19 protein-coding genes are annotated in these 14584 nt (G+C 49.8%); 14 read left to right on the top strand and 5 right to left on the bottom strand.

The window, feature by feature from the left end:
- Positions 1–68: 68 nt before the first annotated feature.
- Positions 69–497, bottom strand: a complete 429-nt coding sequence (locus tag AC9UG7_RS08550; RefSeq protein WP_509586563.1) for a DUF1841 family protein — start codon at positions 495–497, stop codon at positions 69–71.
- A gap of 27 nt (positions 498–524) precedes the next feature.
- Between AC9UG7_RS08550 and pcaF the strand changes: the two genes are divergently transcribed.
- The gene (pcaF, locus tag AC9UG7_RS08545; RefSeq protein ID WP_509586561.1) at positions 525–1727 is read left to right on the top strand and encodes a 3-oxoadipyl-CoA thiolase; all 1203 of its coding nucleotides are present in this window, start codon (positions 525–527) and stop codon (positions 1725–1727) included.
- Between the two features lie 90 nt (positions 1728–1817).
- Here pcaF and AC9UG7_RS08540 read toward each other — a convergent pair whose 3' ends face one another.
- Positions 1818–2591: a ferredoxin--NADP reductase gene (locus tag AC9UG7_RS08540; protein WP_509586559.1), complete on the bottom strand. Its 774-nt coding sequence runs from the start codon at positions 2589–2591 to the stop codon at positions 1818–1820.
- 102 nt (positions 2592–2693) lie between these two features.
- Between AC9UG7_RS08540 and AC9UG7_RS08535 the strand changes: the two genes are divergently transcribed.
- Positions 2694–3152, top strand: a complete 459-nt coding sequence (locus AC9UG7_RS08535; protein WP_509586557.1) for a MaoC family dehydratase — start codon at positions 2694–2696, stop codon at positions 3150–3152.
- Positions 3153–3154: 2 nt separating this feature from the next.
- Here AC9UG7_RS08535 and trmL read toward each other — a convergent pair whose 3' ends face one another.
- Positions 3155–3631 carry a tRNA (uridine(34)/cytosine(34)/5-carboxymethylaminomethyluridine(34)-2'-O)-methyltransferase TrmL gene (trmL, locus tag AC9UG7_RS08530; protein ID WP_509586555.1) on the bottom strand — a complete coding sequence of 159 codons (477 nt, stop codon included), beginning with the start codon at positions 3629–3631 and terminating at the stop codon, positions 3155–3157.
- A 6-nt stretch (positions 3632–3637) separates the two neighbouring features.
- Positions 3638–4195, bottom strand: a complete 558-nt coding sequence (locus AC9UG7_RS08525; protein ID WP_509586553.1) for a ComF family protein — start codon at positions 4193–4195, stop codon at positions 3638–3640.
- A 232-nt stretch (positions 4196–4427) separates the two neighbouring features.
- Here AC9UG7_RS08525 and AC9UG7_RS08520 point away from each other — a divergent pair, with 232 nt between their 5' ends.
- The 7 genes from AC9UG7_RS08520 (at position 4428) to AC9UG7_RS08490 (ending at position 10178) form a co-directional block, all read left to right on the top strand.
- Entirely contained in the window at positions 4428–5348 is a 921-nt protein-coding gene (locus tag AC9UG7_RS08520; protein WP_509586551.1) for a biotin synthase, read from the top strand.
- A gap of 142 nt (positions 5349–5490) precedes the next feature.
- On the top strand, positions 5491–6651 hold the full coding sequence (gene coxB / locus AC9UG7_RS08515) for a cytochrome c oxidase subunit II (protein ID WP_509586549.1): 1161 nt from the start codon (positions 5491–5493) through the stop codon (positions 6649–6651).
- 22 nt (positions 6652–6673) lie between these two features.
- Positions 6674–8305: a cytochrome c oxidase subunit I gene (ctaD, locus tag AC9UG7_RS08510; RefSeq protein WP_509586547.1), complete on the top strand. Its 1632-nt coding sequence runs from the start codon at positions 6674–6676 to the stop codon at positions 8303–8305.
- Positions 8306–8330: 25 nt separating this feature from the next.
- Positions 8331–8444: a cytochrome oxidase small assembly protein gene (locus AC9UG7_RS08505; protein ID WP_509586545.1), complete on the top strand. Its 114-nt coding sequence runs from the start codon at positions 8331–8333 to the stop codon at positions 8442–8444.
- 8 nt (positions 8445–8452) lie between these two features.
- Positions 8453–9061, top strand: coding sequence for a cytochrome c oxidase assembly protein (locus tag AC9UG7_RS08500; RefSeq protein ID WP_509586567.1), 609 nt, complete (start codon positions 8453–8455; stop codon positions 9059–9061).
- Positions 9058–9285, top strand: a complete 228-nt coding sequence (locus tag AC9UG7_RS08495; protein ID WP_509586543.1) for a DUF2970 domain-containing protein — start codon at positions 9058–9060, stop codon at positions 9283–9285. Before AC9UG7_RS08500 ends, AC9UG7_RS08495 begins: the two co-directional genes overlap by 4 nt.
- Positions 9286–9296: 11 nt before the next feature.
- Complete coding sequence (locus AC9UG7_RS08490) at positions 9297–10178, top strand: cytochrome c oxidase subunit 3 (RefSeq protein ID WP_509586541.1); 882 nt, start codon at positions 9297–9299, stop codon at positions 10176–10178.
- Between the two features lie 61 nt (positions 10179–10239).
- Here the strand turns inward: AC9UG7_RS08490 and AC9UG7_RS08485 are convergent, their stop codons facing one another.
- Complete coding sequence (locus AC9UG7_RS08485) at positions 10240–10464, bottom strand: twin transmembrane helix small protein (protein WP_509586539.1); 225 nt, start codon at positions 10462–10464, stop codon at positions 10240–10242.
- Between the two features lie 39 nt (positions 10465–10503).
- On the opposite strand from AC9UG7_RS08485, the gene AC9UG7_RS08480 reads away from it, so the two are divergent.
- The 5 genes from AC9UG7_RS08480 to AC9UG7_RS08460 are packed head-to-tail and all read left to right on the top strand — an operon-like array spanning position 10504 to position 14538.
- On the top strand, positions 10504–11247 hold the full coding sequence (locus tag AC9UG7_RS08480) for an SURF1 family protein (RefSeq protein WP_509586537.1): 744 nt from the start codon (positions 10504–10506) through the stop codon (positions 11245–11247).
- Positions 11228–11923, top strand: coding sequence for an SCO family protein (locus AC9UG7_RS08475; protein ID WP_509586535.1), 696 nt, complete (start codon positions 11228–11230; stop codon positions 11921–11923). The genes AC9UG7_RS08480 and AC9UG7_RS08475 overlap by 20 nt, the downstream gene beginning before the upstream one ends.
- Before the next feature lie 4 nt (positions 11924–11927).
- Positions 11928–13061 (top strand): COX15/CtaA family protein, encoded by a 1134-nt coding sequence (locus AC9UG7_RS08470; RefSeq protein WP_509586533.1) that lies wholly within the window; start codon positions 11928–11930, stop codon positions 13059–13061.
- Complete coding sequence (gene cyoE / locus AC9UG7_RS08465) at positions 13058–13957, top strand: heme o synthase (protein WP_509586531.1); 900 nt, start codon at positions 13058–13060, stop codon at positions 13955–13957. Before AC9UG7_RS08470 ends, cyoE begins: the two co-directional genes overlap by 4 nt.
- Positions 13957–14538: an SCO family protein gene (locus tag AC9UG7_RS08460; protein WP_509586529.1), complete on the top strand. Its 582-nt coding sequence runs from the start codon at positions 13957–13959 to the stop codon at positions 14536–14538. The genes cyoE and AC9UG7_RS08460 overlap by 1 nt, the downstream gene beginning before the upstream one ends.
- Positions 14539–14584: the final 46 nt, after the last annotated feature.

Raw genomic sequence — 14584 nt, 5'->3', positions numbered from 1 at the left:
TCCGCTGAAATTTTTCAAGCGTCACTCGAAAAGTCCACTTCGGTGGACTTTTTTTATGGTTGAGTGGATCAGTCTTTGGTGGCCCGACGCTGTACAGCATCGATATAGGCTTGCCCATCGGGCGGGCGGCCACTGCGCTGGCTCTCCCACAACATGGTGCCCAGACATTCCATCACCTCATGGTGTGCGTCGTGTACGTCGTTGCGTCGGGCAGCCAGCAATTCAACCGCTTGTCGAATCCCTTGGGGCTGGTCGATGGAACATTGTTCGCTGATGGACAAATGCATGGACAAATGCAAAAACGGGTTGCCTTGGCTGTCATCAAAATGAGCTGCCAATGCTGTGGCTTCATCAGACAAAAGCGCGTGGTATTCAGGGTGAAGTGCTATCCATTCACCGGCCAGCGTCTCCAGCGGATCGACCAGCGTGCCCGATGTCAGCTTGGCATAGACTTGGCAGAAGAAGCGTCGGACGTCTTGTTGTGAGGGATTGAACATGCGGTGTATTGTCAACCAGAGAAATGTATGAACCAAGCTTTTATTTGTGATGCCATTCGCACCCCATTCGGCCGTTACGGCGGGGCTTTATCCAGTGTTCGCGCCGATGATTTGGCTGCCATCCCATTGCGTGCATTGATGGCCCGCAACCCGAATGTGGATTGGAAGGCTGTGACTGACGTGCTGTATGGCTGCGTGAACCAAGCCGGTGAAGACAACCGCAACGTGGCCCACATGGCCAGTTTGCTCGCCGGTTTGCCGCATGAAGTGCCAGGAGCCACCATCAATCGCTTGTGCGGTTCCGGCATGGATGCCTTGGGCACAGCCGCCCGCGCTATCCGCGCAGGTGAAGCCACGCTGATGATTGCGGGCGGTGTAGAGAGCATGAGCCGCGCACCGTTTGTCATGCCCAAGTCTGAGACTGCTTTCAGTCGCACGCCGCAAATTTTTGACACCACCATAGGCTGGCGCTTCATTAACCCGGTGATGAAAGCCATGTACGGCGTGGACGCCATGCCCGAAACCGCTGAGAACGTCGCCACCGATCACAAGATTGAACGCGAAGCGCAAGACCGCATGGCGCTGGCTAGCCAGTTGAAAGCCGTGGCAGCGCAAAAGTCCGGCGCATTGGCCGAGGAAATCACGCCGGTGAGCATTCCGCAGAAAAAGGGCGATGCCATCATCGTTGACAAAGACGAGCACCCGCGCGAAACCAGCCTAGAAAAATTGTCGCAACTCAAAGGCGTGGTGCGGCCTGACGGTACCGTGACCGCAGGCAATGCCAGCGGCGTGAACGACGGCGCTTGCGCGATTTTGCTGGCCGATGAAGCCACCGCCAAAGTGCATGGATTGACACCGCGTGCCCGCGTGGTTGGCATGGCCACCGCTGGCGTGCCGCCGCGTGTCATGGGCATAGGCCCGGCACCTGCGACTGAGAAAGTGCTGGCGCTCACCGGCTTGAAGCTGGCGCAAATGGATGTGATTGAACTCAACGAAGCCTTCGCTGCCCAAGGCATTGCTGTATTGCGCATGCTGGGTTTGCAAGACGATGACCCGCGCGTCAACCCGAATGGTGGCGCTATTGCATTGGGACATCCGCTGGGTGCCAGCGGCGCACGCTTGGTGACCACGGCCACCAACCAGTTGCACCGCACCGGCGGGCGCTATGCCTTGTGCACCATGTGCATCGGAGTGGGGCAGGGCATTGCCGTGGTGATTGAGCGAGTTTGAATCTTTTCGCTATTAAGAAAAAGGCCGCTGATGCGGCCTTTTCTATATATGTCAGCAACTGTTTCAACGGGCTACTGGTCTAAAGGAAACTCACTGCTCCACAAACGCCCGTTCCACCACAAAATCCCCTGGCGTACTGGTATTGCCTTCGGCAAAACCGCGCTCTTCCAACATAGTTTTCAACTCTTTGAGCATTTGCGGGCTGCCGCACAACATGACGCGATCTTCTTTGGGGTTGAAAGCGGGTAGTCCCAAGTCTGTAAATAATTTGCCTGAGTTGATCAAGTCGGTCATGCGGCCTTGGTTTTTAAACGGCTCGCGGGTGACGGTGGGGTAATACAAAAACTGCTCGCTGACCATTTCACCCAACAGCTCGTGCTTGGGCAGTTCTTGTGTGAAGTAATCGTGGTACGCCAGTTCTTTCACTTCTCGCACGCCGTGCACGATGATGACTTTTTCGAAGCGCTCGTAGGTGTCGGGGTCGCGCACGATGCTCAGATAGGGCGCCAAGCCAGTGCCGGTGCCCAAGAGGTAGAGGTTTTTGCCAGGCAGCAAATAATCGATCAACAAAGTGCCCGTGGGTTTGCGTCCGACGATGATTTTGTCGCCGACTTGTATATGTTGCAGCCGCGATGTGAGCGGGCCGTCCTGTACCTTGATACTGAGAAACTCCAAGTGTTCTTCGTAATTCGGACTGACAATGCTGTAGGCGCGTAGCAAGGGTTTGCCGTCGACTTTCAAACCTATCATGGTGAAATGGCCGTTGGAAAAGCGCAAAGCTGCATCTCGGGTGGTGGTAAAACTGAACAAGCGATCGGTCCAATGGTGAACAGTCAGGACGGTTTCTTCTAAGAATGCACTCATGAACGGATGTATTGAAAAGTCAAAAACGAGATTTTAGGCGACACCTTGCGGTTGTGACGAGAATGCCTGACCGTATAAGCATATGCAAGAAAGAGCAGCAACATGAAAAAACAATTCAAAACCTTCGACGAAGTCAAGGCCTGTGTGGGACAGGACGTGGCAAGCAGCCCATGGTTCTCAGTGACCCAAGAACAAATCAACCTGTTTGCCCAAGCCACCAACGATCACCAATGGATACATATTGACAAAGACAAGGCTGCCGCTGGTCCATTTGGCACCACGATTGCGCACGGTTTTTTAACTCTATCTTTGTTGCCTCAATTTTTTGAGTCGGCATTTTCTATCGAGCAGACCCGCATGGGCGTGAATTACGGTTTGAACAAAGTGCGTTTTACCGCGCCGGTGCCGGTGGACAGTCGCTTGCGCGGGCACATGCATTTGCTGGCGTGTGAAGCCATAGAGCCAAACGGTATCCAGATGACCTGGCAAGTCACCATCGAGCGTGACGGCAGCGACAAACCCGTGTGTGTCGCCGAGTCACTGGTACGTCACTACGCATGAGTTCAAGTGTGTGTAGGCATGGAAAAACCTTGCTGTCGCCAAGCCTCATACACCACCACTGCCACCGTGTTGGATAAATTGAGACTGCGCTGACCCGCCAGCATGGGCAATCGCAACAGTTTGTGTGTTTGAAAACTCTGACGCAAAGACACTGGCAAGCCTTTGGTTTCAGAACCGAAAATCAACCAATCATTTGCTGAAAAACAAGCCTCGTGCACGCCTGTGCTGCCGTGTGTGCTGAAGGCGAAACAATGTGCTGAGTCAGGTTGTTCTGCACGCAAAAACGCTTGCCAATCTGCATGCCTCTTGACGTTCGCGTATTCGTGGTAATCGAGTCCGGCACGACGCATGCTTTTGTCATCCATTGAAAAACCAAGCGGTTCAATCAAATGCAATCTGCATCCGGTGTTCGCAGCCAACCGAATGATATTGCCCGTATTGGGTGGAATCTCGGGTTGAAATAAAACGATGTTGAACATATTTTCTCAGGCTGATGAATCGGATTGTGCCGCTGAAATGGAATCTGCTCGGGCCAAAACCACGCAACTCACCCGAGCCACCGAGGACGACTGCAAAGCCTTGGCGCAAGTACTCAATGTACTGCCTGTGGTCATGACGTCATCGATCAACACCACATGGCGATGTTTGAGTTGCGTTGCCATCAACGGATTGACGGCTATGGAATTTTCAAGATTGCGCAATCTTTGTACCCGTTCAAGGCCAGACTGAGGCAAAGAGTGTTTCAGCTTGATCAGTGCTTGATTTAAACAGCGTTCTTTTGCTACACCCTGCGCCAGTAATTGGGCGGGGTTGAAGCCACGCTGTCTGAGTCTTTCTTTTGACACGGGTACGGGCACCACAAAATCCGCTTGTTTCAATAAAGCAGCTGCCATGGGGTGTGCCAATATCACCTCTGAAAATACCTTGGCTAGTCCTGCGTTTGCATGAAATTTGAAGTCAAGAATCAGACTTCGCCATGGCTCTTGATAAGTCACAGCACAGGCGCATGCCTGCCATAAGGGAGCTTGGTTTAGGCAATCCAAGCAGATCTCACTGTCGCTGGGTAAGGCACACAACCTGCACCTAGCTACATGTGTCAAATGATGTCGCAGACAAGCCTGACATAAGGTGCTAGAACTCCACGCACCACATACTCGGCACACGCTGGGCCCCATGGAAAAATGTACCCGTCTCAACGGGTTGAACTCTCCTAGCCAATCTAGGTATGCTTTGCTATTGAATGACATATTTGTAATTTAGGGACAACTCCGATCCATGTCTGTGAGCGATTCACCTGAAAAAGGCCAACTGCTGCCGCCCATGGATGCGTTGGCGGCGCACTACGCTGCACGCAAATACAGCTTGAGTGGCCAACCTTGGTTATTTGGGGAAGTTGCCAAAAGAATGGCTTGCAGGCTACCTCTGATCAAACATAAAACCCATCATTGGGTGAATTGGTCGCCCAGAACCGGCGGCTTGGCAAGCATGCCTTTGGTGAAGGCCTATTACCCTGAGGCAAAAGTGACTGTGGTCGAACCCGACCTTCATGATTTGCACTGGACCCAAGCCTCGCTTAAGGCGCCTTGGTGGAAATTTTGGCAACGTCAAGCACTGAATTTTTCCACACATGTCGAGCAACCCGCTGATATGTTGTGGAGCAATATGTTGTTACATCAGTCTGCAAATCCCATGCAATTGATGAGGATATGGAGTGAATCTTTGAATGAGCAGGGCCATGTGATGTTTTCCTGTCTTGGGCCCGACAGCCTGTGTGAATTGAGACAACTTTATGCGCAAGAACAATGGCCTGCGCCGCACCATGCGTTCACAGATATGCACGATTGGGGCGATATGTTGTTGAAATCTGGATTTACCCAGCCCATCATGGATATGGAGCGCATCACCTTGACTTACGCCAGCGCCTCTGAGTTGTTGGGCGATTTACGCACATTGGGCCGCAATTTACACCCCCAACGCTTCCCTCAGCTGCGCGGCAAAGCCTGGCAGCGGCGGCTATGCGAAGCCATGACTGAAAAAATGGCGAATTCGGCGCATCCGAACAGACTGTCTTTGACGATTGAAGTCATTTACGGGCATGCTTTCAAAGCCAAACCCGCATCAAGCGCTAAAGCAGACACAGTCATCAGCCTTGAACGCATGAAAAATATGCTGAGTGGGGACATTCCACCGCCCTGATTTGTTGGGAGTTCTATTTTTCTGGCAAAAGACCATTTACGTAGGCCCTGAAAAGAATGTTGTCAGGTAATGGTCAAAATCGGGTTGCTACAATCAACGGGTTAATCGCATGAATTCTTTCAGCTGAATTTTTACAAACAAGATGAACCACATTCTCAAAAAACTAGAAACAGCCCTTTGGGCTTGCGCCGCATTGGCCAGCAATGCTGCATGGGCTGTCAATGATCTTCCTGGTGGCCCCGCCGTCAGGCAATTGAATTTGCACCCGCCTGTGACCAAAATTGCAGAGCAACAAGTCTGGTTGCATTGGTTTATGTTGATCATTTGTACTGTGATCTTTGTGGCTGTATTCGGTGTTATGTTTTATTCCATTTGGAAGCATCGCAAATCCGTAGGTCATAAGTCTGCCAATTTCCATGAGTCATTGAAAGTCGAAATTGCTTGGACCGTGGCACCATTTGTGATTGTGATTTTGATGGCTTTGCCCGCTACCAAGGCTGTCGTTGCCAGCAAAGATACATCCAACGCTGAAATCACCATCAAAGCAACCGGTTACCAGTGGAAATGGGGATACGACTACATCAAGGGCGAAGGTGAGGGGATTGGATTTATTTCCACACTGGACAACGCCCAGCGCGAAATGTCTAACTCTGGCAAGCCAACGCCTACGGACGATTACCTGCTGAAAGTCGACAACCCCTTGGTCGTTCCTGTGGGCAAAAAAATCCGCATTATCACTACATCGAATGACGTGATCCACTCATTTGCTGTGAACTCATTCGGTATCAAACAAGATGCGATTCCCGGTTTTGTCCGTGATACTTGGTTCAAGGCAGAGCAAACCGGTGACTTCCACGGTCAATGTCAGGAGTTGTGTGGCAAGGAACACGCCTACATGCCTATTCACGTGAAGGTGGTTAGCGCTGAAGACTACACCGCATGGGTGGCTTTGGAAAACAAAAAATTGGCCGCCAAACAAGACGACCCTGGCAAAGTCTGGACGCTGGCAGAACTGACACAAAAAGGCGAAAAGGTCTACACAGCCAATTGTCAGGCTTGTCATCAGGCCAATGGCAAAGGTGCTGGCCCTATCAAGCCCTTAGACGGAGCCGCGGTGGTATTGGACGCAGATGCTTCCAAGCAAATCAAGGTGTTGCTCAATGGACAAAACAACGCCATGCCTGCATGGAAGCAACTCAGCGATTCAGAGATTGCAGCAGTGATCAGTTTCACCAAAAACAACTGGTCCAACAAAACAGGTCAACTTGTGCAGCCTGCCGATGTGCACGCAGCCCGCCTCTAATTTAAAAATCTAAGGAACCCACATGAGCGCAGTACTAGATCCCCACGGCCACGGTGCAGCTGATCACGATCATCACGACCACCATGGTGCCCCTCACGGTTGGAAGCGTTGGGTGTATGCCACCAACCACAAAGACATCGGTACGCTGTATTTGCTGTTTGCATTCACTATGTTCATCATCGGCGGCATATTAGCGTTGCTGATTCGCGCAGAATTGTTCCAACCCGGTTTGCAATTTGTCAATCCTGAGTTGTTCAATCAGTTCACCACCATGCATGGTTTGATCATGGTGTTTGGTGCCATCATGCCCGCATTTGTAGGCTTTGCAAACTGGATGATTCCTTTGCAAATCGGCGCAGCTGACATGGCATTTGCTCGCATGAACAACTTCAGCTTTTGGTTAATGATCCCTGCCGCCTTGATGCTGGCCGGTTCATTTTTCATGCCTGGTGGCGCACCTGCAGCAGGTTGGACTATTTATGCTCCCTTGACCTTGCAAATGGGGCCCTCTATGGATGCTGCCATTTTTGCGCTGCACATTTTGGGTGCCAGTTCCATCATGGGTTCGATCAACATCATCGTTACTATCTTGAACATGCGTGCGCCTGGCATGACATTGATGAAGATGCCCATGTTTACATGGACATGGCTGATCACAGCTTATTTGTTGATCGCTGTCATGCCTGTGTTGGCGGGTGCCATCACGATGACATTGACAGACCGCCATTTCGGTACTACCTTCTTTAACCCTGCTGGTGGCGGCGACCCCGTGATGTACCAGCACATCTTTTGGTTCTTTGGTCACCCAGAGGTTTACATCATGATTTTGCCGGCCTTCGGCATCATCAGCCAAATTGTCCCCGCGTTCTCTCGCAAGAAGTTGTTCGGCTACGCCTCCATGGTTTACGCCACTTCTTCCATCGCAATTTTGTCTTTCATTGTGTGGGCACACCACATGTATACCACCGGCATGCCTGTGACTGGACAGTTGTTCTTCATGTACGCGACCATGTTGATTTCAGTGCCTACAGGTGTGAAGGTGTTCAACTGGATTGCCACGATGTGGAAAGGCTCGATGACCTTTGAAACCCCCATGTTGTTTGCCGTTGGTTTCATCTTCGTATTCACCATGGGCGGCTTTACCGGACTTATTTTGTCCATGGCCCCTATTGATCTGCAGTTGCAGGACGGTTATTACGTCGTAGCCCATTTCCACTACGTGTTGGTGGCAGGTTCATTGTTCACCATGTTCGCCGGTTACTACTACTGGTCACCCAAATGGACAGGCGTGATGTACAACGAAACACGTGGAAAAATCCACTTCTGGTGGACCCTGATCTCTTTCAACGTCACATTCTTCCCTATGCACTTCTTGGGTCTCGCCGGCATGCCGCGTCGTTACGCTGACTACCCTATGCAATTTGCCGACTTCAATGCACTGGCATCTGTGGGCGCATTTGCCTTTGGCTTTGCGCAAGTGTTTTTCTTCTTCTTCATTGTGTTGCCCACCATGCGCGGCAAGGGCGAACCAGCGCCCCAGCGCCCTTGGGAAGCGGCCGAAGGCTTGGAATGGGAAGTCCCATCTCCAGCGCCTTTCCACACCTTTGAAGCACCACCCAAACTCAATCATGATGCCACCCGCATCGTTGCTTGAACTGATGGTTAGAAACTTTTAAGTCATGACACTTGCTCAGAAAAAAAACAATTTGCGCTTGGGGCTGATACTGGCTTCTGTGGCATGTGTATTTTTTCTGGGCATAGTGATCAAGATTGCCTTTCTTTCACATACCTGATGAACAGCATCGGTCTTCGTATTGACAACTTGCGCATGTTGCGCAAGCTCGCGATAGTGGCATTGGGCATGTTCGGATTTGGTTATGCCCTGGTTCCCCTCTACAAGGCCATTTGTGAAATGACAGGTGTCAATATTCTTGCCTTGGGTGAAAAAGAATTGCCTGGTACTGGCAATGCCAGATATGCCAATGCTGAAAATACACAGGTTGATACCAGTCGTACGGTGACGGTTGAGTTTGATGCCAACGCACGTGGCCCTTGGCATTTCAAGCCTATGCAATCTTCTGTTCAAGTGCATCCCGGTGAATTGACCACTGTCATGTATGAATTCCAAAACGTACAGGATCGCACCATGTCAGCACAGGCCATACCCAGTTATGCGCCAAATGAAGCTGCAGCCCATTTCAACAAAGTGGAATGTTTTTGCTTTAAACAATACACCTTGGCCCCTGGCGAGAAAAAACAATGGCCAGTGGTTTTTGTCATCGATTCCAGACTGGCCAAAAACGTGAACACCATTACCTTGTCATACACCTTCTTTGAAGTGGGAAGTAAAACGCCAGCCGCACCTTCAAGCACTGTATCGAGTGTCAAGTTAAAGGAAGACGGCGTATGAATCCCGATCAAGTTGATGTAGTCGCACCAGTGAGTGTCAGACGTCCTTTGTGGCGTTCCATTGTTGCTGTGTCATGGTCGTTTATCGGCATTCGAAAAAACAGTGAATTTCAAGAAGACTTGTCGCACATCACACCCTTGCATGTTCTGGGTGTCGGTCTGGTGGCAGGTTTGTTATTTGTGGCTGGATTGATGGTTCTTGTCAATCTTGTCGTTGCAAAATAAAAGGAGTCGAGATGAGCAGCACAACACATGGCGCCAAGCCGCATTACTTCGTACCAGAGCCTTCCCGCCATCCGGCCATGGCTGCTTTTGGTTTGTTTTTTGTCATTTTGGGCGCCAGTCAATGGGTGAATGATGTCAGCTGGGGTAAGTACTGTTTGTTGCTTGGTCTGGCCGTTGTGTTCACTGTGCTTTTCCAATGGTTCAGCGAAGCGGTCCATGAAAGCGAATCCGGACAATATGGCCGCAAGATTGATTTGTCTTTCCGCTGGAGCATGAGCTGGTTTATCTTCTCTGAGGTCATGTTCTTTGGTGCATTTTTCTCAGCTCTGTGGTGGGCGAGGGTTCATTCAGTTCCGGCACTGGGTAACAGTGAAAACGCGCTGTTATGGCCTGGCTTCAAAGCTGTTTGGCCAAGCCTTGCCGCTGGTATGACAGCCTCGCCGGCAGGCATTATTGAGCCTTTTCAAACCATGACGCCGTTTTGGTTGCCTACCATCAATACCGCATTGCTTTTGTCCTCTGGCGTGACATTGACGATTGCGCATCACGCCTTGCTCGAAAACCAACGTTCAAAGACTATTCAGTTCATGTGGTTGACGGTATTGTTGGGTGTGGTGTTTTTGTGTGTTCAAGGGTATGAATATGCACATGCCTACCACGAGTTGAATTTGAAGTTGACGTCCGGTGTGTATGGCTCCACGTTTTTTATGCTGACAGGTTTCCATGGTTTCCATGTGTTTGTGGGCATGTTGATGCTTTTATTTATTACTTTGCGTTTGCGCAGTGGCCATTTCACTGCCTCTAACCATTTTGGTTTTGAGGGTGCAGCTTGGTATTGGCACTTTGTGGATGTGGTGTGGTTGGGTTTGTACATTCTGGTGTATTGGCTTTGATATTTGCCGCGCAATTAAAAAAGGCCGCACCTGCGGCCTTTTTAATTCAGTCAACACTGAATTAGACTGGGGTCAATGGAATACCGGTAGGTCTGATCCAACCCATCTTCCAAGACAGCAAAATGCAGAGAAATAAGACAATCGATATGCCAACTCTGAAGGCCAGTGCGCGCATCATCCGGCTTGATTTGGGAGCACCCTCCGTATCCCCGCGCAACATAAATAACATGGCTGTTGACAATGCAGCCAGTATGGCTAAAAAAGCGATGGCTATAAAAATGTTCATACTGGATTATCCTTTGATTTACGCAAACATTCTTTTTGTATGAATAAAGTCAGCAGTAGACGGGTCATTATTTTTTTGGCGGCTGTAGCTGGTATGTCATTGACCGCAAGGCTGGGGTTTTGGCAGTTGTCACGGGCGCAAGAAAAATTGGCTATACAAAGTCAGTTGGAGTCGCAAGCCCAATTGCCTGCGCTTGAAAAACAGGATTTGTTGCAGCAGCCCGAACTGTGGAAGCACATACATAGAAATATTCATATGGATGGACGCTGGATGGTTGATAAAACCATTTATTTGGACAACAGAAGCTACAAAGGGCAGCCTGGCTTTTGGGTATTGACGCCTATGGCGTGGTCGCCGGGGCAAGTGATCTGGGTACAACGGGGATGGGTTGCGCGTGATCTCAGAGATGCCACTAAAGCGGCTGAGGTCATCACGCCAATCGAGAACACGAGGATCAAGGGGCGTATTGCATGGGGCCTGTCTCACATGACTGAATTGAAAAGTACTATTCCCTCAGAGCCTGTCGCAGGTCAACTGCGAATACAAAGCAATTTAGACACAGACCAAATGCAGTCATTGGTATCTGATAAGGTCAGTGCATTCGTGATTCAAACAGGTGAAGATTCTGAAGGACTGAAACGCGACTGGCCGGTCATTTCACAAACAGCTGATAAAAACAAAGGTTATGCTTTCCAATGGTTTGCCTTGAGTGGCTTGATGGGTATTCTTTATTTCTGGTTTCAATGGATAGGGCCCATGCGGCATGCAAGACAACAACAATGAAAACTCTCGGCCACATGCCTTGGGATTAACGGTATACGATTTACCGGATCCACTCAAGGCGGCGCAGGTCGATGCAAGCCGAACCAGCGCAGGGCGGTTACGCATGATCATCGTCATGTTGGTATGCGCGGCACCCGTGCTTGCGTCTTACTTGACTTACTACGTCATAAGACCGCAGACATTGCGACATTTTGGAACCTTGATTCAGCCTGTCAACCCAATGCCAGACATCATGGCGCAGACTCTCGATGATGAACAAGTCAGCTTATCAAGTTTGAAGGGCCAATGGTTGATCGTGAGTCTGTCATCAGGCGTATGTGACGCACCGTGCCAAACCAATTTGCTTTTGCAGCGACAAATTCGCGCCTCGCTGGGGCGTGAAAAAGAGCGCACAGAGTGGGTTTGGCTGATCACAGATAAACAACCTGTCTCTAAAGAATTGATGACTGGTTTGGGCGATGCTGTCGTATTGCGGGTGCCGCCAGCACTTATTGCCCAATGGCTAAGCGCTGAATCTGGTCACGAATTGAGTGAGCATTTGTATTTGATCGATCCGCACGGCAATTGGATGATGCGATTCCCTGCCTCATTGAGCATAGAGCAAGCGGGCCCGTTAAAGCGTGATTGGGATAGGTTGCTTCGTGCCTCTGTCTCATGGGACAAACCAGGGCGATGAATGTATGAATGACGTTGCCTTGTTCAATGCCGCCCCGTTATTGCAATTACTGCTGACGGCAATGCTTTTGGCTGTGGGACCTTTAACTTGGGTGTGGCTCAAAAATAGGCAATCGCTATCGGTCAAACGCGTGAGGCACTTGACCGTGATTGTTTTGTTTTTGACGTTTGATCTGATTTTGTTTGGCGCGTTCACCCGTTTAAGTGATTCAGGTCTTGGTTGTCCCGATTGGCCAGGTTGTTATGGACATGCAAGCCCTATAGGCGCAACTCAATCCATAGAAGCAGCACAAACTGCAATGCCAACGGGTCCGGTGACTTGGCAGAAAGCCTGGATAGAGATGATTCACCGCTATTTAGCCATGTTGGTTGGTGCACTTATTTTGACGCTTGCTTTTTTCTCTTGGCGTCATGAAAGAACCCTTTGGGGCTGGCCATCGTTGACGTTGGTATGGGTATGTATTCAAGGTGCATTTGGCGCGTTTACTGTCACCATGAAATTGTTTCCACTCATAGTGAGTATGCATTTGCTTGGGGGCATGTTGTTACTTGTGTTGTTGACTGTCCAATGGGTGCGCCAACGTCATCTCATTGACAGAACTTCTGATCAAGCTTTACCGGTGGCGGTGTATGTCATCACCCTGCTGACTTGGTTGAGCGTGCTGATACAAATCGGATTAGGTGCATGGGTGAGCAGTAATTACGCAGTTTTGGCATGCGATACGTATCCCTTGTGCCAAAGCAGTTGGTGGCCTGATATGAATTTTCAAAAGGCTTTTGAATGGTGGCGCCCTCTCGGTCAGGATGCCTCTGGTCAACCCATACCTTTTCAAGCCCTGACAGCGATTCATATGGTTCATCGCTGGCATGCCATCATTCCAGTTTTTTTGATGATCTATCTGGTTAGAGCATTGATCAAAAACGGGTTTAAACAGCAGGGTTTGGTATTGCTTGGCTTGCTGGTATTGCAATTGGTGACCGGGATATCCAATGCTGTTTTAGGGTGGCCCATGTTCGCCGCTTTATTGCACACAGGCTCGGCTGCATTGATGTTGGCATTGTTAAGCTGGGTATTGGCCTCAACCCGCCCTCGCAGCGCAGATCGCATTGCTTCGACATTCAACAGGCCTATGTTATGAAGTCTCTTTCTCAGTTCATGCCTGTGCGTTGGCAGCAGTTCAATGCGTTGACCAAACCTCGGGTGATTCAATTGATCGTGTTCTGCGCTCTGATTGGCATGGTGTTGGCAGTGCCAGGTGTACCTGCCTGGCCAGACATCCAGTTAGCTGCTATTGCCTGTGTCGGTATTTGGTTGGTTTCGGGGGCAGCCGCAGCGTTCAATTGCATTGTTGAACAAACCATAGATGCACGCATGAAAAGAACAGCTTGGCGGCCCACAGCCAAAGGCCAACTGACTGACAGAGATACGTTACTTTTTTCAGCTGTACTGTGCATATTGGGTTCCGCGATTTTGTATATCTGGGTCAACCCACTGACCATGTGGTTGACATTCGCCACTTTTGTGGGTTATGCCGTCGTCTACACCGTGATTCTCAAACCACTGACACCGCAAAATATTGTGATCGGCGGCGCTTCTGGTGCCATGCCGCCAGTGCTGGGTTGGGCCGCTATGACGGGTGATGTAGGCCCCGAAGCCTTGATACTTTTTTTGATTATTTTTCTGTGGACGCCTCCTCACTTTTGGGCATTGGCGCTATATAGAGTTGAAGACTATCGCCAATCTGGTTTGCCTATGCTGCCTGTCACACATGGCAATGAATTTACACGACTGCAAATTCTTCTCTACACCATTGTTTTGTTGCCAGCATGTCTGATGCCATTCATCTACCGCATGAGCGGTTGGTTTTATTTGATTTCTGCGTTGATATTGAGCCTGATATTTTGCTGGTATGGGTGGGCTTTATGGCGTCAATACTCTGATGAATTAGCCAGAAAAACATTCAAATTTTCACTGGTGCACCTCAGTTTATTGTTTGCCGCTTTTTTAATAGACCACTACATACCGGGTATGTGATGCTGAAAATGTGTCATTTTTTATTGCTGTCATTCATCGTGGTGCTCTGCGCTTGCTCACCTGATAAACCGGTGTTCAAGGCGATAGACCTGACAGGCGCTGATTACGCTTTGGGTTTTGAGCTACCAGACCAGTTCGGTCAAAAGCGCACTTTGGCTGATTTCAAAGGCAAGGTGGTGGTGGTTTTTTTTGGTTACACACAATGCCCGGATTTTTGTCCCACCACCTTGACGGAATGGGTACAGGTGAAAAAAAACCTCGGTCCTCAAGGAGAATTATTGCAAGCGGTATTCATCACATTAGATCCTGAAAGAGATAAGCCGGAAATACTGCAACCCTATATGGGCGGGTTTGATCCTACATTTCTTGCGCTGATACCGACGCTTGAAGAGTTGCCAGCACTGGCTAAAAATTTCAAGATTTATTACAAGAAAGTCGCAAGCACATCATCAAACAGCTACACCATGGATCACAGTGCGGGTACCTATATTTATGATCCCCAAGGTAGATTGCGTTTATATGCCCGCTACGGCTTGGGTCCTCAGGCTATGGCAGAGGATATTTCGAAGTTGTTTAAATAAAAAAACCGTCTGCAACCAGGGATGGCAGACGGTTGATAGCGGTTGA

Source organism: Limnohabitans sp., assembly GCF_046052765.1.
Taxonomy (GTDB): Bacteria; Pseudomonadota; Gammaproteobacteria; order Burkholderiales; family Burkholderiaceae_C; genus Limnohabitans.
Note: the sequence above shows the minus strand (reverse complement) of the source record. Positions and strands in the feature narration are given on the sequence as shown.

What these genes read in the sequence shown, in the direction of transcription:
- AC9UG7_RS08485 (WP_509586539.1), bottom strand. Translation starts at nt 10,464, where the DNA reads ATGAACATTTTTATAGCCATCGCTTTTTTAGCCATACTGGCTGCATTG.
- ctaD (WP_509586547.1), top strand. Translation starts at nt 6,674, where the DNA reads ATGAGCGCAGTACTAGATCCCCACGGCCACGGTGCAGCTGATCACGAT.
- AC9UG7_RS08475 (WP_509586535.1), top strand. Translation starts at nt 11,228, where the DNA reads ATGCAAGACAACAACAATGAAAACTCTCGGCCACATGCCTTGGGATTA.
- AC9UG7_RS08495 (WP_509586543.1), top strand. Translation starts at nt 9,058, where the DNA reads ATGAATCCCGATCAAGTTGATGTAGTCGCACCAGTGAGTGTCAGACGT.
- AC9UG7_RS08470 (WP_509586533.1), top strand. Translation starts at nt 11,928, where the DNA reads ATGAATGACGTTGCCTTGTTCAATGCCGCCCCGTTATTGCAATTACTG.
- AC9UG7_RS08505 (WP_509586545.1), top strand. Translation starts at nt 8,331, where the DNA reads ATGACACTTGCTCAGAAAAAAAACAATTTGCGCTTGGGGCTGATACTG.
- AC9UG7_RS08460 (WP_509586529.1), top strand. Translation starts at nt 13,957, where the DNA reads ATGCTGAAAATGTGTCATTTTTTATTGCTGTCATTCATCGTGGTGCTC.
- pcaF (WP_509586561.1), top strand. Translation starts at nt 525, where the DNA reads ATGAACCAAGCTTTTATTTGTGATGCCATTCGCACCCCATTCGGCCGT.
- coxB (WP_509586549.1), top strand. Translation starts at nt 5,491, where the DNA reads ATGAACCACATTCTCAAAAAACTAGAAACAGCCCTTTGGGCTTGCGCC.
- cyoE (WP_509586531.1), top strand. Translation starts at nt 13,058, where the DNA reads ATGAAGTCTCTTTCTCAGTTCATGCCTGTGCGTTGGCAGCAGTTCAAT.
- AC9UG7_RS08550 (WP_509586563.1), bottom strand. Translation starts at nt 497, where the DNA reads ATGTTCAATCCCTCACAACAAGACGTCCGACGCTTCTTCTGCCAAGTC.
- AC9UG7_RS08480 (WP_509586537.1), top strand. Translation starts at nt 10,504, where the DNA reads ATGAATAAAGTCAGCAGTAGACGGGTCATTATTTTTTTGGCGGCTGTA.
- AC9UG7_RS08520 (WP_509586551.1), top strand. Translation starts at nt 4,428, where the DNA reads ATGTCTGTGAGCGATTCACCTGAAAAAGGCCAACTGCTGCCGCCCATG.
- trmL (WP_509586555.1), bottom strand. Translation starts at nt 3,631, where the DNA reads ATGTTCAACATCGTTTTATTTCAACCCGAGATTCCACCCAATACGGGC.
- AC9UG7_RS08535 (WP_509586557.1), top strand. Translation starts at nt 2,694, where the DNA reads ATGAAAAAACAATTCAAAACCTTCGACGAAGTCAAGGCCTGTGTGGGA.
- AC9UG7_RS08490 (WP_509586541.1), top strand. Translation starts at nt 9,297, where the DNA reads ATGAGCAGCACAACACATGGCGCCAAGCCGCATTACTTCGTACCAGAG.
- AC9UG7_RS08540 (WP_509586559.1), bottom strand. Translation starts at nt 2,591, where the DNA reads ATGAGTGCATTCTTAGAAGAAACCGTCCTGACTGTTCACCATTGGACC.